This is a genomic window from Streptomyces sp. NPDC002817 (genome assembly GCF_053592055.1).
Genome location: NZ_JBSFUY010000003.1, coordinates 115,270 through 135,149 on the forward strand (window position 1 = coordinate 115,270; position 19,880 = coordinate 135,149).

General features: G+C 71.3%; 18 protein-coding genes and 2 tRNA genes. 8 read left to right on the top strand and 12 right to left on the bottom strand.

From position 1 onward, the window contains the following. The 5 genes from ACWD3I_RS06505 to ACWD3I_RS06525 all read right to left on the bottom strand — a co-directional run bounded on the left by ACWD3I_RS06505 (position 1) and on the right by ACWD3I_RS06525 (position 4,309). Positions 1–1,605 carry a HAMP domain-containing sensor histidine kinase gene (locus ACWD3I_RS06505; RefSeq protein ID WP_365394795.1) on the bottom strand — a complete coding sequence of 535 codons (1,605 nt, stop codon included), beginning with the start codon at positions 1,603–1,605 and terminating at the stop codon, positions 1–3. After that, positions 1,602–2,342, bottom strand: a complete 741-nt coding sequence (locus ACWD3I_RS06510; protein ID WP_019054929.1) for a response regulator transcription factor — start codon at positions 2,340–2,342, stop codon at positions 1,602–1,604. The genes ACWD3I_RS06505 and ACWD3I_RS06510 overlap by 4 nt, the downstream gene beginning before the upstream one ends. 124 nt (positions 2,343–2,466) lie before the next feature. Continuing rightward, on the bottom strand, positions 2,467–2,862 hold the full coding sequence (locus tag ACWD3I_RS06515) for an antibiotic biosynthesis monooxygenase family protein (protein WP_365394792.1): 396 nt from the start codon (positions 2,860–2,862) through the stop codon (positions 2,467–2,469). Between the two features lie 118 nt (positions 2,863–2,980). Beyond that, positions 2,981–3,853 carry a DUF2797 domain-containing protein gene (locus ACWD3I_RS06520; RefSeq protein ID WP_365394790.1) on the bottom strand — a complete coding sequence of 291 codons (873 nt, stop codon included), beginning with the start codon at positions 3,851–3,853 and terminating at the stop codon, positions 2,981–2,983. Between the two features lie 57 nt (positions 3,854–3,910). Beyond that, positions 3,911–4,309, bottom strand: a complete 399-nt coding sequence (locus tag ACWD3I_RS06525; protein WP_365394788.1) for an HGxxPAAW family protein — start codon at positions 4,307–4,309, stop codon at positions 3,911–3,913. 88 nt (positions 4,310–4,397) lie between these two features. On the opposite strand from ACWD3I_RS06525, the gene ACWD3I_RS06530 reads away from it, so the two are divergent. Next, complete coding sequence (locus ACWD3I_RS06530; RefSeq protein ID WP_365394787.1) at positions 4,398–4,889, top strand: MarR family transcriptional regulator; 492 nt, start codon at positions 4,398–4,400, stop codon at positions 4,887–4,889. A 214-nt stretch (positions 4,890–5,103) separates the two neighbouring features. Further along, positions 5,104–5,601: a GtrA domain-containing protein gene (locus tag ACWD3I_RS06535; protein WP_365394785.1), complete on the top strand. Its 498-nt coding sequence runs from the start codon at positions 5,104–5,106 to the stop codon at positions 5,599–5,601. A gap of 52 nt (positions 5,602–5,653) precedes the next feature. Here ACWD3I_RS06535 and ACWD3I_RS06540 read toward each other — a convergent pair whose 3' ends face one another. Beyond that, positions 5,654–6,934: a hypothetical protein gene (locus ACWD3I_RS06540; protein ID WP_451084040.1), complete on the bottom strand. Its 1,281-nt coding sequence runs from the start codon at positions 6,932–6,934 to the stop codon at positions 5,654–5,656. A gap of 360 nt (positions 6,935–7,294) precedes the next feature. Here ACWD3I_RS06540 and ACWD3I_RS06545 point away from each other — a divergent pair, with 360 nt between their 5' ends. Continuing rightward, a complete protein-coding gene (locus ACWD3I_RS06545; RefSeq protein ID WP_365394782.1) occupies positions 7,295–7,501 on the top strand; it encodes a hypothetical protein in 207 nt (68 codons plus the stop codon). 94 nt (positions 7,502–7,595) lie between these two features. On the opposite strand, the gene ACWD3I_RS06550 is transcribed toward ACWD3I_RS06545, so the two are convergent. From ACWD3I_RS06550 to ACWD3I_RS06560, 3 genes are all read right to left on the bottom strand, one after another. Next, complete coding sequence (locus ACWD3I_RS06550; protein WP_365394780.1) at positions 7,596–8,288, bottom strand: signal protein; 693 nt, start codon at positions 8,286–8,288, stop codon at positions 7,596–7,598. 77 nt (positions 8,289–8,365) lie between these two features. Further along, positions 8,366–8,438 (bottom strand) — tRNA-Arg (locus tag ACWD3I_RS06555). Positions 8,439–8,625: 187 nt separating this feature from the next. Beyond that, a tRNA-Ser gene (locus ACWD3I_RS06560) sits at positions 8,626–8,716 on the bottom strand. Positions 8,717–8,888: 172 nt separating this feature from the next. On the opposite strand from ACWD3I_RS06560, the gene ACWD3I_RS06565 reads away from it, so the two are divergent. Together ACWD3I_RS06565 and ACWD3I_RS06570 are read left to right on the top strand one after the other, a co-directional pair. Further along, positions 8,889–9,350 carry an SSI family serine proteinase inhibitor gene (locus ACWD3I_RS06565; protein WP_365394778.1) on the top strand — a complete coding sequence of 154 codons (462 nt, stop codon included), beginning with the start codon at positions 8,889–8,891 and terminating at the stop codon, positions 9,348–9,350. A gap of 268 nt (positions 9,351–9,618) precedes the next feature. Next, on the top strand, positions 9,619–13,875 hold the full coding sequence (locus ACWD3I_RS06570; protein ID WP_365394776.1) for a hybrid sensor histidine kinase/response regulator: 4,257 nt from the start codon (positions 9,619–9,621) through the stop codon (positions 13,873–13,875). Positions 13,876–13,991: 116 nt separating this feature from the next. On the opposite strand, the gene ACWD3I_RS06575 is transcribed toward ACWD3I_RS06570, so the two are convergent. After that, entirely contained in the window at positions 13,992–14,570 is a 579-nt protein-coding gene (locus ACWD3I_RS06575) for a TetR family transcriptional regulator (RefSeq protein ID WP_365394774.1), read from the bottom strand. Positions 14,571–14,731: 161 nt separating this feature from the next. Here ACWD3I_RS06575 and ACWD3I_RS06580 point away from each other — a divergent pair, with 161 nt between their 5' ends. Continuing rightward, positions 14,732–15,937 carry an MFS transporter gene (locus ACWD3I_RS06580; protein WP_365394772.1) on the top strand — a complete coding sequence of 402 codons (1,206 nt, stop codon included), beginning with the start codon at positions 14,732–14,734 and terminating at the stop codon, positions 15,935–15,937. Between the two features lie 122 nt (positions 15,938–16,059). Here ACWD3I_RS06580 and ACWD3I_RS06585 read toward each other — a convergent pair whose 3' ends face one another. Together ACWD3I_RS06585 and ACWD3I_RS06590 are read right to left on the bottom strand one after the other, a co-directional pair. Continuing rightward, positions 16,060–17,736, bottom strand: a complete 1,677-nt coding sequence (locus ACWD3I_RS06585; RefSeq protein WP_365394770.1) for a long-chain fatty acid--CoA ligase — start codon at positions 17,734–17,736, stop codon at positions 16,060–16,062. A gap of 133 nt (positions 17,737–17,869) precedes the next feature. Next, positions 17,870–18,316, bottom strand: a complete 447-nt coding sequence (locus ACWD3I_RS06590) for an Lrp/AsnC family transcriptional regulator (RefSeq protein WP_365394769.1) — start codon at positions 18,314–18,316, stop codon at positions 17,870–17,872. A gap of 93 nt (positions 18,317–18,409) precedes the next feature. Here ACWD3I_RS06590 and ACWD3I_RS06595 point away from each other — a divergent pair, with 93 nt between their 5' ends. Both ACWD3I_RS06595 and ACWD3I_RS06600 read left to right on the top strand, forming a co-directional pair. Further along, positions 18,410–19,222, top strand: coding sequence for an LLM class flavin-dependent oxidoreductase (locus ACWD3I_RS06595; protein WP_365394767.1), 813 nt, complete (start codon positions 18,410–18,412; stop codon positions 19,220–19,222). Beyond that, positions 19,219–19,653 carry a nucleoside deaminase gene (locus ACWD3I_RS06600; protein WP_365394765.1) on the top strand — a complete coding sequence of 145 codons (435 nt, stop codon included), beginning with the start codon at positions 19,219–19,221 and terminating at the stop codon, positions 19,651–19,653. The genes ACWD3I_RS06595 and ACWD3I_RS06600 overlap by 4 nt, the downstream gene beginning before the upstream one ends. Positions 19,654–19,880: the final 227 nt, after the last annotated feature.

Below are 19,880 nucleotides of genomic sequence, written 5' to 3' on the forward strand. Positions count from 1 at the left end.
TCAAGTGCCCTGTTGCACCCATGTGCTGGCACTGTGCTGTACCTGTGAGTGCGATTGCCAATTCGTTTCGGGGGCCGGGCGGGGGGTCGCCGGGGCAAGCGCGGGCAGATGCACGGTGAACGCGGTCCGCCCCGGAACGCTGTCCACGGTCACCGCACCGCCGTGCGCCGTCACCACGGCCTGCACGATGGCGAGCCCCAGCCCGGTGGACCCGGAAGCCCTGGACCGCGAGGAGTCACCGCGCGCGAACCGCTCGAAGACATGCGGCAGCAGATCGGGCGGGATGCCCTGGCCGTTGTCCTCGACGTCCACGCACATCCAGGGTCCGCGCCGCTGGATACGGGCGGTGATGGTGGTGCCGGGCTCCGTGTGTTTGCGGGCGTTGCCGAGCAGGTTGATGAGCACCTGCTGGAGACGCGCGGCGTCGCCGGAGACGAGGGCGGGTTCATCGGGCAGGTCGAGGCGCCAGTTGTGGTCCATGCCGGCCGCGCGGGTGTCGCTGATGGTGTCCACGACGAGCGGGATGAGGTCGGTCTGCTCGAACTGGAGCGGCCGGCCGGCGTCGAGCCGTGCGAGCAGGAGGAGATCCTCGACCAGCAACGTCATCCGGCCCGCCTCGGACTCGATACGGCCGAGGGCGTGCCGGGTGTCGGGGCCGATCTGCTCTCTGCCGCGTCTGGTGAGCTCGGCGTAGCCGCGGATGGAGGCGAGGGGGGTTCTGAGCTCGTGACTGGCGTCGGCGACGAATTGCCGTACGCGCATCTCGCTCTGCTGACGGGAGTGCAGGGCGGCGTGGACGTGGTCAAGCATCCGGTTCAGCGCGGCGCCCACCTTGCCGACCTCGGTGTTCGGGTCGCACTCCGACTCCGGGACCCGCTCGCTGAGGTTCACCTCGCCGGTGTGGAGGGGGAGTTCGGAGACCCGGGTCGCTGTCGCGGCGACTCGGCGGAGGGGGCGGGTGGCTACGCCGACGATGACGGTGCCGGCGATACCGGCGGCGATGAGACCGGCGGCGGTGACGCTGGCTTCTACGGCGATGAGGGTGTTGAGGGTGTTGTCGACTTCCGCGGTGGGCAACGCGACGTAGTAGTTGCCCTTGGTGCCGGAGGCGTACTTGACGCGGTACTCACCGAGGCCGGGAATGTCGATGGTGTGAGTCTCCCCGTCCTGGGAGACTTGGTTGAGCGCCTCGATCGCCTCGTCGCTCAGATCCTTGTCGGTCATCTCGAAGTCGTCGTTGTTCTTCTCACCGACCTTGGCATCGGTGATGGCGCCGTTCTGGACCTTGGCCGCGATGCCACCCTGCTGCGGCCCCTTGGTGACCAGGTCGGCGAGGCTCGTGGTGCCACCGGGCGGAGCGTTGCCGTCGCCCTTGTCCTGCTGGCCGGGCGGGGCGCCCACTCCGGCGGCCCGCGCCGCGGATTCGCCGACCTTGGTGTCCAACTGGTCGTACAGATGCGACCGCAGCGCCAGCGTCGTCACCGTGCCGATCACCGCACACACCACCGCGATCAACACCACGGACGCGACGACGAGCCGCGCCCGCAGGGTACGCGGCTTGCCCAGTCGCTTCTTCTGCGTACGCGGCCGTCGTCGTCCGCTCATGACGCGGCGGGCTTGATCAGGTAGCCGGCACCACGCCGGGTGTGGATCATGGGCTCGCGACCGGCGTCGATCTTGCGACGGAGGTACGAGATGTAGAGCTCGACCACGTTGGCCTGGCCGCCGAAGTCGTAGGACCACACACGGTCGAGGATCTGCGCCTTGCTGAGCACGCGCCGCGGGTTGCGCATCAGGAAGCGCAGCAGCTCGAACTCGGTGGCGGTGAGGTGGATGCCCTCCCCGGCCCGCGACACCTCGTGACTGTCCTCGTCGAGGGTGAGGTCACCGACGACCAGGACGGAGTCCGAGCGCCGGTCGGCGGCACCGGAGCGGCGGATCAGCCCGCGCAGCCGGGCGACGACCTCTTCGAGGCTGAAAGGCTTGGTGACGTAGTCGTCGCCACCGGCGGTGAGCCCGGCGATCCGGTCCTCGACGGCGTCCTTCGCGGTGAGGAAGAGGACGGGAACGTCCGGCAGCTCACGGCGCATGCGTCCCAGGACGGTCAGGCCGTCCATGTCGGGCAGCATCATGTCGAGAACGACGGCGTCGGGCCGGAACTCCCGAGCGGTCTGGATGGCACCCGTGCCATCTCCCGCACTCCGGATCTGCCATCCCTCATAGCGCAGGGCCATGGACAGCAGTTCGGTGATCGACAGCTCGTCGTCCACCACAAGCACTCGGACGGGGCTCCCGTCCGGCCTCAGCAGTTCGGTGCGCCCCTGGGGCGAGGTCGTGGTCATGTGGCCACACTGTCTGGATCCTCTGAGAGCACGCTTTCCAGAACCTGTGATTTTCCTGAGAAACTCACAGGGACCTCTCAGGGAACGCCCTGGAGGCTCCTTGCCTTCTCAGCGGCCGGACGTCTCACCGATCGGCCCGCTGGAAGCCGTGACTGTGCTCGACCCTGGCGATGTGCAGTGAGTACCGCTCGTACCAGTGCGCCCGCCCGTGCTCCTTGGCCTCCCGGTGCTCCGCGTTCCGACGCCACTGCTCGATGCCTGCCAGGTCCCGGAAGTAGGCGATGGTGATCGACAGCCCGCCGGGTGTGCGGGCCGAGTCCTCGCCGAGGAAGCCGGGGACCTCCTGGACCAGCTCGCCCATGCGCTCCGCGGTGGCGCCGTATCCGGTGTCCTCCTCGGTGCGCAGGTAGGTGAAGACGACGGCGTAGTACGGAGGTTGGTGGGCGGCGACGGGAAAGACGGTGGTGACGGCCTCGACGGGCGCGACAGGTACGACAGGTGCAATGCGGTGATCGCTCATGTCATCCACGGTCGTTCCCGGCTGGGCGCCGCGTCCAGGCACCTTGCCGAAAGGGATCCGGGAGGGATCCGAGTCTTTACCATCCGCCTCCAGCGGGCCGCCCGAACTGCCAGGCCTGTCAGAACAATCCGTCCTGCACCCCTGTCTCCCTCCTGAACTCCCGCACCGGCACCGAAAGTTCCTCGGCGTCGACGGGGACCAGCCCCCACCCCGTCATCAACCGCGTGTCCAGCACGATCACCCCACCCCCGGTCTCCAGATGCAGATCGGGCCCGGCGGCCGCGACCAGCCGCCCGCCCACCGCACCCCCGGCGACGAGCTCGGCCACCACACCGACGGGAGCCGGCAGCTCCGCCAGCCCGAACACCCGCACATGGTCGACGGGTTGGCAGGGCTCGGCCCGCAGCGACTCCGGCCACCCGCCCAGCCCCACGGCCCGCGCATGCAGCTCGCGGATCTCGGCGGCCCGCTCCGCCTCGGTGCCGGGCAGCCCGGACCGCACCGCCCGCTTGTCGGCGTAGGGAATGCGGTCAGGCACCCGCAGGGCGGCCCGCAGCAGTTCCTCCGTCCGCCGGGCCGCCATGAGCGGACCGACTCCCAGCCAGGTGAAACAGACGGCACCCTGTTCGAGCAGCCGCGCGGAGCCCCGTTCCTCGGCGGTGATCCCGACCTTGGTCATGCCGGGTCCGAACCAGGCCAGATAGACGTGGTACGGCCGTGGATCGTCCGCGATGGTGTCGGCGGCGACGGAGTGCGCCCGGTCCAGCCGCGCACACTCCTCGCACCGCGCCCCCGTGGTCCGCCCCGACACGGCCGCCCGCACCGGACACGCATGCCCCCGCGCTCCCACGCATGTCCGCACACCCCCGTCCGCGACCCCGAAGGCCACCCGTTTCCCCCAGGCCAGCGCACTGCGCCGCCCGCCTTCCCACGTCAGCACGGGACCGTCCGCCGCCCACCGCAGCCCCGAGCACTTCCATGCCTGTGCCATCGCTGACGAGAGTAGAGGCCGGCACTGACAACAGCCGGTGAGCAGCGGAAACAGAGGTCAGCGACCGGCCTCCGCCCCCGCGGGCTCCGGCTCCCCCGTCACCACGACCGACCCCGCCCCCGGCTCGGGCACCGACTCCACCGCCGTACCTCTAACCCGACCCCGACCCGCCAGCCGGCACCCCACGCACCCCGGATGCCCGTCGCGCGCCGAGCTGTCCCGCACCCGCATCCCCCACTCCGCCCGGGGCCGGCGCCCCGGCGGCTTGCCCCAGCCGGTGAGGTGCAGGGCCCAGGTGACGAGGACGCTCACCACGGCGATGGCGAGCCCGCCCGCCAGCACCGGGGCGGACACCATGATCATCCCGAGTCCCAGAACGGCCGACCCGACGATGGCCACGGCGAATCCGGTCCACCCCGCGACCGTGTGCCCCTCGTCATACTGGTGCGCACTCACGTTCTCGCCTCCCGCTCACAGCAACAGAACATCTCACGACGTAAGAAATTTAGCACCGAAACCTCTCACGATCTAAGGTAATCAGTAGATGCAAGCCGAGCACCGCCCCGCCACCACCCCGGCCCAGGCGCTGTCGTCGATGGACTCCCTCATCGCGACGCATCTGCTCGGCCAGCAGGAGATGGCCCAGCGGCTGGGCCTGAACGTCACCGATCTCCTCTGCTTCGCCTGTGTCCTGAAGGCCGGCGAGGACCTGCTCACCGCGGGCGACCTCGCGGAGCACGCCCATGTCACGACGGGCGCGATGACCGGCATCCTCAACCGCCTCGAACGCGGCGGCTTCATCACCCGCCGACCCGACCCCGACGACCGCCGCCGGGTCCGCGTCGCCGCCGTCCCGGCCGCGGTCGCTCGCGTCGAGGCCCTCTACGGCCCCTACTACGCCCGCCTGAACACCCTCTTCGCCGACTACTCCGCGGACGAGATCGCCGTACTGAACGACTGGTTCACGCGGACGACGGGCCTGGCGCTGGAGTACATCGAGGAACTCCGGGACCAGGACGGCGATCAGCGGTCGTAGCGGTGGGCGCGGCTCCTGGGTAGGGCCTGGCGCAGGGCGATGGTGGGGCTGGCTCCACCATGGGTTCGGTAGGGGACACCCTCGTTCCGGAGGGCGCGCGACGAGATCGTAGAACCACGCTGATCCGGGCTGAAGCCGGGGTGAAACTCCACTGAAGCCGGTCCGGGGTCAGCTGTGGTCCGTCAGATTCGCGCCCCGCCCGGAAGGAACCGTCATGGAGACGCAGCGCACAGAGGCCAAGCAGGTGGGCCCGCTCGCTTCCTTCGTCCGGTTCGTGGTGTGCGGCGGCGGTGTCGGGGTCCTGTCCAGCGCGGCGGTTCCGCTGCTGGCGCTGCTGATGCCCTGGGCGGCGGCGAACGCGGTGATCACGGTCGCGTCGACGATCCTCTGCACCGAACTGCACGCCTTGTTCACCTTCGGCACCGGCGGCCGCGCGGGTCTGCGCCGCCACCTCCAGTCGGCCGGTTCGGCGACCGCGGCCTATGTCGTGACCTGCGCCGCGATGTTCCTCCTGCACTCGGTGCAGTCCTCGCCGAGCCTGGTCTGGGAGCAGGCGGTCTACCTCGGCGCCTCCGGTCTCGCCGGGATCGGCCGGTTCCTGGTGCTGCGTCTGTTCGTCTTCGCCGGTCGCAAGGAGGAGACCAAGGCCGCGGCGGTACGTCCCGTGCGCGGCGGCCGCGTCCACCACGGCGACCTGCTGCTCGCCCGCTGAACTCCTCGACCTCGAAAGGCCCCGGGATCTCCCGGGGCCTTTGCTCATGCGTTCAGGAGCCGTCGGCCCGGACCGCGTACACGTACCGCTTGTTGACGTACTCGCTGGCGTTCCAGATCACGGACTCGCTGTACGACCAGCCGGACGCGCCGCTGCTGTGGAAGCTGAGGTCCTCGCAGCCGACGGCGAGATCGGCGACCGTGCTCGCGCTGTTCGCACCGGAGGTGAACGTACGCAGGGCCCCCGCGCCCGACGGACCGTCGCTCACCGAGAGGTAGTGCTTGGTCTTGCGGGAGACGACACCCTGGATCTTCTCCTGGGCGACGGTGACGGCCTCGGTGGCGGTCAGCGAGGCCGGGTGCCGGTCGGTGTAGTCGAGTTCCCAGCGGACCACCTTGGGCACGGTGTTGGTGGGTTTGGTCGAGCCGTTGAAGGGGTCACCGGGCTCTTCGTAGTCGACGACGCCGGCGAGCGAGTACTCGCCGATCACCAGGCTGTCGGGGGAGCTGGCGCGGTCGAGGCCGATCGCCGAGTAGCGCAGCCAGGTCCCGGCATTGTCGTAGGCGTGGCTCTGCGGCAGGACGTACTGGTAGCCGTAGCCGTAGTACTGGCCGTCGGTGTGCAGACCGCACACGTCCTTCTCCGCGGTGGCGACGGTGAAGAGGGTGTCGAGGTCGAAGATCCTCAGGCCCTTGAAGGTGTCCACGACGTACAACAGGTTGCCGTACCACATGATGCCGCCGGCGTGCTTGCGGACGGGGTTGAAGGAGTACGCCCCCGTGCTGGTCCGCACCGGTTCGACGAGCAGGACGTGGCGGTACTTGGGCGCGGCGGGGTTGTTGTAGTCGACGAAGGTCAGCCGCATGCCCTTGTCGAGGCTGTACTCGTCCACGTCGTCGTTGTCGGGGTCGGTCTCGAAGTACCAGGAGACGAGGATGACCTTGTTGCTGCCGCCTTCGGGGTAGAGCCCGTTGCCGTAGGCGTCGGCGCTCGTGGTCACCCCCTGGGGTATCCAGTAGTCGACCTCCTGGTCCGCGGTGTCCCACTTGAAACCGGCCTGGAAGGCCTCGGAGGTGCTGGGTGCGCTGCTGAGCACGTCGGCGCTGCGGTTGGCGCCGGCTATGACGGCGGTCGCGTCGACCTTGGTCAGGCTGGCCTCCAACCCGGCTGCCAGGACCGCGAATTGGCCGTGACTGTTGGAGGACCGGCTGGTCAGGGAGTACTGGGAGGCGTTGATGGTCGCGGCGTGGGCTGCGGTGGGGGCGAGGACACTTCCGGCGGCACCGACGAACGGTGCGGCGGCGATGCCCTTGATGATCGCTCTTCGCGTCATGGTCATGACGCGAGAAAATATGCGGATTCGAACAGACAGCACAAGCACATATGTTCGTCATCAACGGGCAAGGGCAGCACGCCACTTGTCCCGGGACGCCCGAACCTGGCCTGACGGACACCGAGTTCCACCGCCTCGTCTGCCGTACCACGCCTGCGCGGCTCCCCGGGCGGCCGTTCTCGAGACCCGGTCGAGGGAGGCTAGCCGTCCCCTGGGGTACGGCTAGCTACACCCCCCACGCGGTAGGTCGCTCCATGGCGACTGAAGGCCGACGGGGGCATCGTGGAAAGCAGAGGATCCGAGAGGCACAGACCCGAGGCACAGCCCGAGGCACATCACACCTCCCCGGAAGGAAATCCGATGCAGTCGCTGCCCTCCCCCGAGCCGAACACCACCGTGGCCGCCCTGACCGAGACCGCGCACGAGAGCGAACTCGCCCCGCTCCTCACCGCCTGGGACCAGGCCCACTCGCCCGCGGCCGACCCCGAGTGGCGCCACCTCCTGGACGAACTGGTCCACCCCCGCACCACCGAGGCGTTCCACCGCCTGGCGGGAGCCACGGCTTGAACCCGCCCACTTCTTGCCGCCAGACCCAGAACGCCAGAGGCCCCGGACATCACGCCGGGGCCTCTTCTCGTGTGTGCGGGCGCCTGTCCTTCTCCTACGCGGACTCCACGGTCAGCGCGTAGTCCACCCCCACCGAGAAGTCCTGCGACCGACCGCGGATCTCCAGCGTGTGCTTCCCGCTCCGCAACGGGGGCAACTGGACCCAGAGGCCGCATCCGGTGGCCGTGAAGCGCTCGCCCGTGCCGGTGACGGGATTGCCGGCGACCCCCTCCACGGAGATCGTCTCCCCACGGCTGGTCTCCACGTCGGCCTTCTCGCCGTCCAGGACCGCGGATCCCTCGGCCGTGCTCATGAACTCCGCACAGCCCGCCGGGTCGGCGACCAGGTTCACCAAGGGGAACGCGAGCGGAACCCCGCCGGGAACCGCGCAGGTGCGCTCGGCCCGAGTGCCGAACGTGCCCGCCAGGAACCACACATCCTTACGCTGGTTACGTCCGCACTCGCGTCCGTCCTCGTCGGCGACCGGGTTCGTGGCTTCGGGCTCCGACGCCGCCCAAGTCCACCACCGGCTCTGCAGAACCTCGGAGGACAGCCGGTCCTGCGAGGCCGAGTCCGCCGGCGACACGGAAGCCGCTGCCGCTGCCGTCGTCTGCGTCTCCGCCCCCGCCTTCGCCTTCGCCTTCGCCTTCGCCGAGCCGTCCGAATCCCCGGACGCGCCGCCACCGCATCCCACCAGCGCGGCCAGCATCATGCCGACGAGCCCCGCTCTACCGATCCCGCCGTTCATCAGCACCCCTCCCGTACCGCGAACCCGCCCCGACAACGCGAAAGGCCCCGGATCTCTCCGGGGCCTCTCACTTCATGTGCACTCGGCAGGATTCGAACCTGCAACCTTCTGATCCGTAGTCAGATGCTCTATCCGTTAAGCTACGAGTGCTTGTTTTGTTTTCTGCCGTTCCTTGCCCTTCCGGGCCGCTCGCGGCGACAGGAAGAACATTACATGACTGCCGCCGCCATGTGAAATCCGTTTGCCGTACCCATTGTGAGCTGCGGAAACGGTCTGAGAAGGCCTTGGCGGCAACGACGAAGCCCCGGCCGAAAGACCGGGGCTTCGTGATCAAGCGCGGAGGCGGAGGGATTTGAACCCTCGATGGGATTTAAGTCCCAAACCGCATTAGCAGTGCGGCGCCATAGACCGGACTAGGCGACGCCTCCAGCACACCCCAACCGCGCGAGCGCGAGTGGTGCGTCCAGATGATGACACAGTCGAGCGCGGTGTCACCAATCGCCTCCCACGGTACTAGGCAGGCGGGCCGCAGGGCAAAGCCCTACCGACGGTGCGAGAGGGGTGGCGCAACCGGTCGGGGCGGGGCGCGTTAGTCAGGTCATGCTCCAGTCCGCCCGGCTCGCCCGGCTCCTCGTCCTCGGCGCCTCCACTCTCGTCGCCGCCGGTTCCGTCACCGCCGTACCCGCCTCCGCCCACACCCTCATGCCTCCGCCCGCCCGCGACGACGACCGTGTCGGCGACCACCTCACCGTCACCGTGCGGAACGCGGGCGGCGCCAAGGACGGGACCTTCGAGCTGTACTGCCATCCCGGCGGCGGTACCCACCCCGACGCCGGCAGCGCGTGCGCCGCGCTCGACCGCGGTACGCGCTGGGGCAAGGACACCTTCGCCCCCGTACCGGAGCGGAGCCTGTGCACCATGCAGTACGGCGGGCCGGCCACCGCGCATGTCACCGGGACCTGGGCCGGACGGCCCGTCGACGCGCGGTACGACCGGAGCGACGGGTGCCAGATCGGCCGTTGGGACCGGCTCGTTCCCGTGCTGCCCGACATGGGCCGGTAGGCGGGAAGTACCTCGCACAGGCATTTCATGGCGGAAACAGGGCGTCCCCAAATGTCCTGCGAAAGTCCCGCGGAGGTCTCGCGAAGGAGAAGCAGGTGGTCGCGCGTGCGGTCACACGTTCTACGTCACTTCGTCGTGCGACCTCCCTCTCATCCGGGGCCCCCGGCACAACCGGTGCCCTTAGACTCCCTCGCGTGACACGTCGCGGGCCGGTTGGCAAGATGGCCCGAGCGGTCGGCAAGGTGCGGTAACAGGGAGGAAGCGTCTCGTGAGCAGCAGGCCATCCCGAGGCGCTGCTCGCCTCGCAGCCATACTCGACGCGCTGCCCGACGCGTTGGTCCTGGTCAACGCCAACGGGACCGTCGTGAACGCCAACACCATCGCCCTCGAGGCCTTCGAGGCGCCGGGTACGGCTCTGGTCGGGCGCGGGCTGCTCGATCTGCTGCCCGAGTTCGACTCCAAGCTGATCCCGGGGTCGATGCGGCGACCGGACCACATGGATCCGCGGGGGCAGACCAAGCCGACGCGGATGATCGCGCGCCGGACCGACGGGGCCGAGTTCCCGGTCGAGGTGACCAGCGCCAATCTCGAGAACGGCCAGCAGGCCTACGACAACTACGGCTACGGCAGCGACGAGCTGCTGATGCTCGTCGTACGGGACCTCACCGGGACCGTCGACACCGAGGCCGAGCTGGCGCGTTCGCAGCGGCAGACCGAGATGATCCTTCGGGCCGCGTCCGAGGGGGTCGTCGGCACCGACACCGACGGGCGGATCGTGCTCGTCAACCCGGCCGCCGCTCAGATACTGGGCTACCGGGCCAGCGACCTCGGCGGCCGCGAGCTGCACGAACTCATGCTGCACTCCCGCGCGGACGGCACACCGTTCCCGTACGAGGAGTCCCCGCTCGCCGACACCCTGCGCTCCGGGCGCAAGCACCGGGTGCGCGGGCAGGTGGTGTGGTCGAAGAAGGGCGACAAGGTCTCCGTCGACCTGACGACCGCGCCGGTGCGGGACGGTGACCAGCTCGTCGGGGCTGTCATGACCTTCACCGACCGGCGGCCCTACGACCAGCTCGCCGAGGAGAAGGACGCCGCCGATCAGCGGCACGCGCAGGAACTGGAGCGGCTCACCGAGGAGCACGCCTCCGAGCTGACCGCGCTGCGCCAGAAGCACATCGCCGAGGTCGAGGAGCTCCAGGAGCAGCACGAGGAGGAACTCGCCGCGGGCGAGGAGCGGTACGCCTCCCTCGGGGAGCGGGAGAAGGACCGGTACGAGGCGCTCGCCGGGCGGCATGAACAGCTCCTCACCCTGCTCGGGGCCTCTCTGCGCGGGCCCCTCGACGAACTGCGCCGCGAGCTGGCGGCGCTGGCCGCGGACGACGCCGGGCAGCTGTGGCCCGAGGCCAACCAGGTGCTGCACCACCTGTCCGCGGGGTACTCGCGGATCACCCAGCTCATCGACAACGTCCTCGCCTACCAGCGTCTCGAGACCGGCACCGACGGCATCACACGGACGAAAGTGATGCTCGACGCCGTCGTCGCGGCGGGCGTCGACGGGGCCGTGGAGCTCATCGGGCCGGGGCGCGTGCAGTTCGCCGTGCACGCCCCGCCCATCGAGGCCGAGGTCGACCCGCAGCTCCTCGCCCGGGCCCTCGCCCACCTCGTCGCGGACGTCGCCGGCGTCGACGCGACCGGTAACTCGCCCGTGTCGGCGGGCGGGTACATGGACAACACCGTCGTCGTGGCGGCGGCACAGCGCGGCGAGGTCGTACGCATCGAGGTGCGCGGACCGTACGCCGGGGGAGACCCGGTGCACGAGCCGATCGTGCGCGGGATCGTGCGCGCCCACGGTGGTGTGCTCCAGACCCATGAAGTGCCGGGGATGAGCGGGAGCGCCTACGTCCTCGAAGTGCCCATCGGCGGTGGGGCGGGTGCCGTCGCGGCGGCCGGTCCGGCTGCGATCGAGCCGCCTGCCGGGACCGATGGCGGGGGCGGGCGGCGCCGGGCGCGGCGGTCGTCCGTCGACGCGTTCCTGGAGAGCGATGCGCCGGAGGCTTCCGGCAACGGCGCGGACCCCGACTCCGACGGCTCCGAGGGCACGCCCACCGGGCGTCGCAGAAGGCGTACGGAGGAGGCTCCGGCCCTTCCGGCGCTGGCCTCCGGCGTGGAGTCCGGGTCCGGTGGTACCGGGCGGCGGCGCGGCAGGCCGGCCGAGGTCGCCGGTGAGGACGTGGCCGACGGGGCCGACGCGGGCGTGTCCGAGGGTGCCGTCGTCACGGCCGCCGAGTACGCCGCGGGGACCGCGGCCGTGGGGAGCGGTCTGGGCGGGACCGTGCCGCCGCAGGGTGTGCCCGCGCCTGCGGAGGGTCTCCGTGCTCGACAGGACTCCGGTGAGCAGCACGCGCTGCCGCCGGCGCTGCCCGCGGTCGCGTCCCCCGAGCCCGCGGAGGGCGGCGGGACGCAGCCGACCGGACGTCGGCGCCGCGCCCTGGCCGCCGCGAACGAGCGGGCCGCCGCGCAGGAAGCCGCGCCCCGCGCGGTGTTCGCCCTGCCGCCTGCGGACGCGGACCGGTCCGAGGCCACTCCGGACGGGCCGGGCGGCGCGCAACAGCCGGCGGTCGCGCAGGCGCACGTTCCGGGGCAGGGCCAGGGTGGTGTGCCCATGCAGGCGCCCGGTGTCCAGGGCGCCGTTCCCGGGCAGTTGCCGGGTCAGATCGCCGTGCCCGCACAGGTTCCGGTCCAGGCCGGTCTTCCCGGGCAGGCGCCCGGTGCGGCCGCCGTTCCCGCGCAGGTGCCGGGCGCTCAGGTCGCCGTCCATGTCCCGGGGCAGGCCGTTCCCGCCGCCGGGCTCGTCGACGACGGCCGGCACGACGCCGTGCCGCACGACCAGTCCGGCGACCACACCCCGCCGCAGCCGCACCCCGCGTCCGCGCCCACGGGCCGGCGCCGACGGGCCGTGGGCGCACCCGCGGAGGCCGGTGGGACACCCGCGCAGGGGGTTCCGGCGCAGCAGCAGGGGGTTCTGGCACCGCAGGCGACCGCCGGGCAGCAGACCGCTCAGCCGGTCCCCGCCCAGGCCGCCCGGCCCGCCGCCGTGCCCGCGCAGAACACCACCGGTCAGACCGCGCTGCCCGCCCAGGCACCCTCCGGACACACCCTCGCCGGTCAGCCGCTCCCCGCCGAGGCCGCTCCCGGTCAGGCACCCCAGGGCGCCCCGGCTCCCCAGCCGTGGCCCGTCGACGACAACGCCGTACCGGCGAACGCCGCGCGGCCCGTGCCGTCCGCCGGCACCCCGGCCCCCGGCACCACGCCGCCCCCCGAGACGGCCGCGCAGGCCCGCCCGGCGCAGCCACTGCCCGCGGAGGCCGCGGCGCCCGTCGACCCGAACTCGACGCAGGGGCGGGCGATCAGCGTGCGGACGCTGGGGCAGGGCGTGCCGTTCACCCGCCAGGCGGCCCAGGTCCAGCAGCCGACGGCGACGCCCGCGCCGCATCAGCCCGGGGGTTCCGGCCGCCGCCGCAAGCTCGGCACGCCGCCCGACCCGGCCGCCGGGCGCCCGCATCCGACGGCCGAGCAGACCCCGGCGCAGCCCCAGCCGTCGTTGGCCGGGCAGGCGCCCGCGCAGTCCCAGCCCTCGATGGCCGGACAGTCCCGGCTGGCGCAGATGACCGAGGGCACCGGACGGTCGTACGCCATAGGCGCACCGGACGAGAACGCCGCCGAGGGTCCCGAGCCGCTGGACGGTCCCGGTGGGGCCGTCGAGATCGCGAACACCCCGCGGCCGCAGCCCATGGACGACGAACTGCCCCCGGAGCCGCTGGACAACCCGCGCCGGCTGCTGGTGTGGCCCGCGCCGGACGTCACCACGCAGCAGGCGCTCAGCGACCGCGGCTACCGGCCCGTCATCGTGCACTCGCGCGAGGAGGTCGACGCGCAGATCGCCGCGTTCCCGGCCGCGCTGTTCGTGGACCCGCTGACCGGTCCGATCACCCGGACCGCACTGCAGTCGCTGCGGCAGGCCGCGGTGGCCGCCTCGGTGCCGGTGATGGTGACCGCGGGACTCGGACAGGCGACGCGCGAGGCGGCGTACGGTGCCGATCCCGCCGTACTCCTGAAGGCACTGGCACCGCGCGACAGCGAGCAGCACCCGCCGCGCGTGTTGCTGATCGAGGAGCACGCGGAGATCGCGCTGGCGCTGACCGCGACGCTGGAGCGGCGCGGGATGCAGGTGGCGCGGGCCGCGAGCGACGCGGACGCGGTGACGCTGGCGGGGCAGTTCCGGCCGAACCTGGTCGTGATGGATCTGCACCAGGTGCACCGTCGCCAGGCCGGCATCGTCGACTGGCTGCGCGCGAACGGGCAGCTCAACCGCACGCCGCTCGTCGTCTACACCGCCGCCGTCGACCAGGCGGACCTGCCGCGGCTGGCGTCCGGCGAGACGGTGCTGTTCCTGGCGGAGCGGTCCACCAGTGGTGAGGTGCAGGAGCGGATCGTGGATCTGCTGGCGCGGATCGGGACGAACTAGGCGCGAGGGCCGGGGCACACAGGGTCAGGCGTACCGGCTCGGACGGTGGGCCTCAGTGCGGCACGACGCCGTCCGCCTGCCGAGCCGCGCAGTGAACCGCCGCGCCTCGCCCACCCCTACTTCGCCACCAACCTCCGCGCGGCCTCCCGCACCGACGCCCGCAGCCGCTCCCGGTCGTCCTCGTCGCCGCCGACCACGATGCGCCGCATCTGCGGGACGACGGCGGCCCAGTTGGCCAGGGCGATGAGGAGGAAGAGGAGGTCGCGGGCGGGGATCGCGTCGGAGACGACACCCCGGTCCTGGCCGTCCTGGACGGCGGCGACCTTCTCCCGGTAGTGCTCCTGGCGCTCGGCCTCGTCGGGCAGCTCGGTCAGGCCGTACTCCAGGCCCTCCCAGAAGAGCAGGCGCAGCACCTCGGGGTGGGCGACGTGGTAGTCCATGACGCCGTCGACCCAGCCCTCGATGTCGTCCGCGTCGACCGGGACGGCGACGGCCAGATCGAGCATCGCCTTCTCCAGGACCCGGGAGAACAGCTCCGCCTTGTTGCCGAAGTAGGCGTAGATCAGCTGCTTGTTGGCCTTGGCCTCGCGGGCGATGCGGTCGATACGGGCGCCGGCGATGCCGTGGCGGGCGAACTCGGCGACCGCCGCGTCGAAGATCCGGGCCCGGGTCGCCTCGGGGTCTCTCACTGCCATGGGATCCAGGGTAACGGGGAAAGTAACCAACCGTTTGGTTGACAGGGAATTCGAGGGAGGTGCAGGGTGTTCCTCCAGCCAACCAACTGGTTGGTTGCCGAGAGTCGACCCCGGCCCTCGCCCTCGCCCTCACGCCGGCCCTCGAAGGAGCCCCGCCGCCCATGTCGTCGTCGACGATCACCACCGGAACGGTCGCCCGGACCCCCACCCGGGAGCCCACCCGCGCCCGTCTCTTCCTCGTCCTCATCGCCCTGTGCACCGCGGTCACGGCCGCCAACATCTACCTCGCCGCCCCGCTGCTCCCCCTCATCGCGCACGACTTCGGCTCGGCCCCCTCGGCCATCGCCTGGATCGCCTCGGTCGCCCAGTTCGGCTACGCCGCCGGCCTGCTCTTCTTCGCCCCGCTCGGCGACCGCGTCAACCGGCGCCGCCTGGTCGCGGGCCTCACCCTGGCCACCACCGCGGCCCTGGCCGTCGCCGCCGCGGCCCCCGGCACGACCGCCCTCGCCGCCGCGGTCTTCGTCGCCTCCGCCGCGACGGTCGTCCCCCAGCTCCTGGTCCCCCTGGTCGCCGAACGCGCCCCCGCCGACCGCCGCGCCCGCCATGTAGCCGCCGTCATCGCGGGCCTGTTCACCGGCATCGTCGCGGCCCGCGTCCTCGGCGGTCTGGCCGGCGACGCCTTCGGCTGGCGCCCGGTGTTCGCCGGTGCGGCGGTCCTCACCGCGATCCTGGGGCTGCTGACGGCGTCCGTCCTGCCCTCACGCGCGGGGACCCCGAAGGGGAGCGGCGGACTCTTCTCCGGCCTCGCCTCGATGCCGGGCCTGGTGCGCCGCTCGCCCGACCTGTGGCGCGCGTGCGTACGGCAGGCCGGGATGTACGGCGCCTGGAGCGCCCTGTGGACCTCGCTCGCGCTGCTGCTGACCGGCGAGCCCTACGACCTCTCGACCGCCACCGCCGGTCTCTTCGGCCTCTTCGGCCTGTCCGCGAGCGTGGTGGCCCCGCTGGCCGGCGGCCTGGTCGACCGCTTCGGCGCCGCGAAGGTGGTGCGCACCGCGTATGTGCTCGCCGCCGCGTCCGTCCCGCTCTTCTGGCTCGGCGGCCATGTCCTGGTGGCACTCTTCGTCGCCGCGATCGCCATCCACGCCGCCCTGGTCGCCGCGCACATCGCCAACCAGACCCTCGCCCTCACCACCACCTCCACCCCGGCCACCGCCAACAGCGCCTACGTCGTCTCCGGCTTCGCCGGCGGCGCCCTCGCCTCGGCCCTGGCAGGCCTCGCCTTCACCCACTTCGGGTGGGGTGGAGTGGTCGCGGTGGCGGGCGTGTGGCTGACGCTGGGGTGGGGGGCGACTGCCGTACGACGGTGATGGCGCTGTTCCTACGACGGTGACGGCGCTGCTGCTGCGACGGCGACCGCGGCGGTCGTACGACGATGCCGGGCAGGGATGTCGATTCCCTGCCCGGCATCTCGTGTGTGCCCGAGCTTGTGTCAGAGCTTGGTGATGGCCAGCGCGCCCTCGGCGTACTGCTTGCGCAGCACCTTCTTGTCGAACTTGCCCACGCTCGTCTTCGGCACCGACTCGATGATCGTCCAGCGCTCAGGGAGCTGCCACTTGGCGATGTGGCCCTCCTCGGCGAGGAAGGTGCGCAGGGACTCGAAGTCGGCGGTGGAACCCTCGCGGAGGACGACCGTGGCCAGCGGGCGCTCGCCCCACTTGTCGTCGGGGACGGCGACGACGGCGGCCTCGGTGACGTCGGGGTGGGACATCAGGGCGTTCTCCAGCTCCACCGAGGAGATCCACTCGCCGCCGGACTTGATGACGTCCTTGGCGCGGTCGGTGAGGGTGAGGAAGCCGTCGGCGGAGATCGTGCCGACGTCGCCGGTCTTCAGCCAGCCGTCCTCGCTGAACTTGTCGGCGGGGCGCAGCGATTCGGCGTCCGGGCCGTTGTAGTACGCGCCGGCGATCCACGGGCCGCGGACCTCCAGCTCGCCCGCGGACTCGCCGTCCCAGGGCAGCCGCTCGCCGCCGGGGCCGGTGAGGCGGGCCTCGACGCTCGTCGGGAAACGGCCCTGGGTGAGGCGGTACGCGAACTCCTCCTCGGTGCCCACCACATGGGCCGGCGGACGGGCGATGGTGCCGAGCGGGGAGGTCTCCGTCATTCCCCAGGCGTGGCAGACCCGCATACCCAGCTTGTCGAAGGCCTCCATGAGGGAGGGCGGACAGGCGGAACCGCCGATGGTGACCTGACCGAGGGAGGAGACGTCCCGCGGCTTGGCGGTCAGTTCGGCGAGCAGGCCCTGCCAGATGGTGGGGACGGCTGCCGCGTGGGTCGGCTTCTCGCCCTCGATCATCTCGGCGAGCGGCGCGGGCTGCAGGAAGCGGTCCGGCATCAGCATGTTGACGCCGGTCATGAACGTCGCGTGCGGCAGGCCCCAGGCGTTGACGTGGAACTGCGGCACCACCACCAGCGAGGTGTCCTGGTCGGTCAGGCCCATCGACTGCGCCATGTTGACCTGCATGGAGTGCAGATAGATCGAACGGTGGCTGTACACCACGCCCTTGGGATCGCCCGTCGTGCCGGACGTGTAGCACATCGCGGCGGCCTGGCGCTCGTCCAGCTCGGGCCAGTCGTACGCCGTCGGCTTCCCGGCGATCAGGTCCTCGTACTCGTGCACCTGGACGTCGGCAGCCGCGAGACCGGAGCGGTCGCCCGGGCCCGACACCACCACGTGCTCGACGGTCTTGAGGTGCGGCAGCAGCGGGACGAGCAGCGGCAGCAGCGAACCGTTGGCGATCACGACCCGGTCGGCCGCGTGGTTGACGATCCACGCCAGCTGCTCGGCCGGGAGCCGGAGGTTCAGCGTGTGCAGGACCGCACCCATGGACGGGATCGCGAAGTAGGCCTCGACGTGCTCGGAGTTGTTCCACATCAGGGTCGCGACCCGCTCGTCGTCCGCGACGCCGAGGTCCTCGCGCAGCGCGTGCGCCAGCTGGGCCGTACGGGCGCCGATGTCGGCGAAGGAACGCCGGTGCGGCTCGCCCTCACCGGTCCAGGTGGTCACCTGCGATGTGCCGTGGATCGTGGACCCGTGGGCCAGGATCCTCGAGATCAGCAGCGGTACGTCCTGCATCGTGCTCAGCACGGCGTCCTCCCGGGGCGACATTGCCTACGCGGTGGTAAAGGTTGGGCTGATTCTGCTCACATACCACGCGGTATGTCACTAGGCAGCGGTGATCGATCACGTCACGTTGCGTTCACAGTGCTGTGCAGCTATCGGAGAGACCGCACTGCCGGTCTCAGGGCCGGTCGGGGCCACGGAAGGGCAGGGTCTGGCTGTAGACGACGCTCGTGGTCGTGCTGCCCAGGCCCGCCAGTTCGTCCATGAGGGTCTCCAGGTGCCCCATGGAGGTCGCGGCGACCTTCAAGGTGTAGCAGTCGTCGCCGGTGGTGCGCAGGCACTCGAGGATCTCCCGCCGCTCGGCGAAGAGTTGGCGCAACGGCTGGTGCCGGTTGCCCGGGTACTTCAGCCGGACGAGGGCCAGCACGGGATAGCCGACCTTCGCCAGGTCCACCACCGCCCGGTAACCGGTGATGACGCCCTGCGCCTCCAGCTGCCGCACCCGCTCCGTGGTGGCCGACGGGCTGAGGTTCACCCGCCGCCCCAGTTCGCTCAGGGACAGACGCGCCTCCTGCTGCAACTGCCGGATGATCGCCCAGTCGACCTCATCGAGATTCACGGCCATGTCGTGAATCTACCGGCAGATTCACGGGAGCACGCCCCGATCACCAGGAGAAGTCTGTTCCGTTGCCCATGATCACCGCTATAGCCTCGAACCATGCAACTGGGCGTCAACGTACCGAACTTCGGCCCCGGCACCGACCCGGGCGTCCTGCGCGAATGGGCCCGCGTCGTGGAAGGGCTCGGCTTCGACCTCCTCATGGTCTCGGACCATGTGACGGTCACCCCGGACGTGGCCGAGCGCTACCCGGAACCGTTCTACGAACCCTTCACCACGCTCTCCTGGCTCGCCGGCATCACCACCACCCTGCGCCTGGGCACCACCGTCCTCGTCCTCCCCTACCGGCATCCGCTCCTGGTGGCCCGTATGGCCACCAACCTCCAACAGCTCAGCGACGGCCGCCTGGTGCTCGGCGTGGGCGTCGGCTGGGCCCGTCAGGAGTACGAGGCGCTCGGCGTGCCCTTCACCGCGCGCGGCAGACTGGCCGACGAGCACCTCACCGCCCTGCGCGACGCCTGGCGCTCGGACGGCCCCGCCACCGCCGTCCCCCTCTGGGTCGGCGGCAACAGCGACGCGGCGATCCGACGCGCCATCGGCTTCGGCGACGCCTGGCACCCCCTGCGAGGCACGATCTCCTGGCTGCGCTCCACCGTGACCCACCACTCCCTGCCGGGCTTCGCCCCTCGCATCGCCCTGCGTCTGACGACGACACCGGTCGACGACCCCGAACGCCCCGCAGGCGTCGGCACCCTCGACCAGATCCTCGACGACCTCGACCAGCTCCGACTGCTCGGCGCCTCCACCGTCCTGCTCGACCCCTACCACGGGGACCCGGAGGAGACCCGCCGCCCGCACACGGCCTGGCAGGATCTCACCGCCGTGGCCACCCACTGGAGGACCCGCCCATGATCAGCACCGCCGACGAGCACCTCCTGCGCCGCGCGATCGCCCTCGCGGCCCACGCCGTCACCCTCGGCGACGCCCCCTACGGCTCCCTGCTGGCCGGCCCTGACGGCGAGATCCTCGTCGAGGCCCACAACACGGTCCTCCGCGACAACGACATCAGCGCCCACCCCGAACTGAAGCTCGCCCGCTGGGCCGCCCGCGAACTCGCCCCCGACACCGCCGCCCGCACCACCCTCTACACCAGCTGCCAGCCCTGCGGCATGTGCACCGGCGGCATCGCCCGCTCCGGACTCGGCCGCGTCGTCTACGCCCTCTCCACCGAGCAGCTCATCGAACTCAACCCGGCCTCTGGCGCCTGGCCGACGGTCGAACAGCACGGCCCGGCACTCTTCGACGAGGCACGGGACCCGATCGAGACGCATTACCGGCGGTGACCCGCGGGCATGGCCCTGCCCTGCCCGGAACGGTGGAGGGCCACCCGGCGCGGTGAACGTCGGCTCGGGGCGGTCGAAGCCTGCTCTGAAGGGTGGAGCTCTGCCGGTAAGGGCCGAGGCCGGCTTGGAGCGGTCGTGATTCGCCTTTGCGGTCCAGGTCGGCTCGGAGCGATGGGACCCGCCCCTGAGGTCCAGGCCGGCTCAGAGCGGTGGGACCCGCCCCTGCA

Excerpts from the sequence above, each read along its gene's own strand:
- ACWD3I_RS06505 (WP_365394795.1), bottom strand. The coding sequence starts at position 1,605 with ATGAGCGGACGACGACGGCCGCGTACGCAGAAGAAGCGACTGGGCAAG.
- ACWD3I_RS06510 (WP_019054929.1), bottom strand. The coding sequence starts at position 2,342 with ATGACCACGACCTCGCCCCAGGGGCGCACCGAACTGCTGAGGCCGGAC.
- ACWD3I_RS06515 (WP_365394792.1), bottom strand. The coding sequence starts at position 2,862 with ATGAGCGATCACCGCATTGCACCTGTCGTACCTGTCGCGCCCGTCGAG.
- ACWD3I_RS06520 (WP_365394790.1), bottom strand. The coding sequence starts at position 3,853 with ATGGCACAGGCATGGAAGTGCTCGGGGCTGCGGTGGGCGGCGGACGGT.
- ACWD3I_RS06530 (WP_365394787.1), top strand. The coding sequence starts at position 4,398 with ATGCAAGCCGAGCACCGCCCCGCCACCACCCCGGCCCAGGCGCTGTCG.
- ACWD3I_RS06535 (WP_365394785.1), top strand. The coding sequence starts at position 5,104 with ATGGAGACGCAGCGCACAGAGGCCAAGCAGGTGGGCCCGCTCGCTTCC.
- ACWD3I_RS06540 (WP_451084040.1), bottom strand. The coding sequence starts at position 6,934 with ATGACGCGAAGAGCGATCATCAAGGGCATCGCCGCCGCACCGTTCGTC.
- ACWD3I_RS06545 (WP_365394782.1), top strand. The coding sequence starts at position 7,295 with ATGCAGTCGCTGCCCTCCCCCGAGCCGAACACCACCGTGGCCGCCCTG.
- ACWD3I_RS06550 (WP_365394780.1), bottom strand. The coding sequence starts at position 8,288 with ATGAACGGCGGGATCGGTAGAGCGGGGCTCGTCGGCATGATGCTGGCC.
- ACWD3I_RS06565 (WP_365394778.1), top strand. The coding sequence starts at position 8,889 with ATGCTCCAGTCCGCCCGGCTCGCCCGGCTCCTCGTCCTCGGCGCCTCC.
- ACWD3I_RS06575 (WP_365394774.1), bottom strand. The coding sequence starts at position 14,570 with ATGGCAGTGAGAGACCCCGAGGCGACCCGGGCCCGGATCTTCGACGCG.
- ACWD3I_RS06580 (WP_365394772.1), top strand. The coding sequence starts at position 14,732 with ATGTCGTCGTCGACGATCACCACCGGAACGGTCGCCCGGACCCCCACC.
- ACWD3I_RS06585 (WP_365394770.1), bottom strand. The coding sequence starts at position 17,736 with ATGTCGCCCCGGGAGGACGCCGTGCTGAGCACGATGCAGGACGTACCG.
- ACWD3I_RS06590 (WP_365394769.1), bottom strand. The coding sequence starts at position 18,316 with ATGGCCGTGAATCTCGATGAGGTCGACTGGGCGATCATCCGGCAGTTG.
- ACWD3I_RS06595 (WP_365394767.1), top strand. The coding sequence starts at position 18,410 with ATGCAACTGGGCGTCAACGTACCGAACTTCGGCCCCGGCACCGACCCG.
- ACWD3I_RS06600 (WP_365394765.1), top strand. The coding sequence starts at position 19,219 with ATGATCAGCACCGCCGACGAGCACCTCCTGCGCCGCGCGATCGCCCTC.